Raw genomic sequence first — 264 nt, 5'->3', positions numbered from 1 at the left:
CCTGCCGTGGCAGCCGTCGGACCGCGTGTGGAACGGCGAGGTCGTGATCGCGGGACGCCACGGCCGGCGCCACTGGTACCGCACCATCGTGCCGATGTTCGCGGCGCACGGCACGGTCGAGCGCTACATCTGCATCGACATCGACATCACGGAACGCAAGGAATTCGAGCGCACGATCGTCGAGAACGCGCAGCGCCAGACCCTGATCGCGGAGCTCGGGCGCAAGGCGCTGGCCGCGAACGGCCTCGACGACCTGTTCGCGGA

Annotated in this window: 1 protein-coding gene; it reads left to right on the top strand. The window is 68.9% G+C overall.

Features of this window, described 5'->3' with window-relative positions:
• A partial coding sequence (locus ACEN88_RS35600) for a PAS domain-containing protein (RefSeq protein WP_413347107.1) occupies positions 1–264 on the top strand: 264 nt, incomplete at both ends.

The sequence above is a fragment of the Massilia sp. CT11-108 genome (assembly GCF_047302915.1).
Taxonomy (GTDB): Bacteria; Pseudomonadota; Gammaproteobacteria; order Burkholderiales; family Burkholderiaceae_D; genus Telluria; species Telluria orientalis.
The sequence above is the reverse complement of the archived record's forward strand: the minus strand, read 5'-3'. Positions and strand labels throughout refer to the sequence as shown.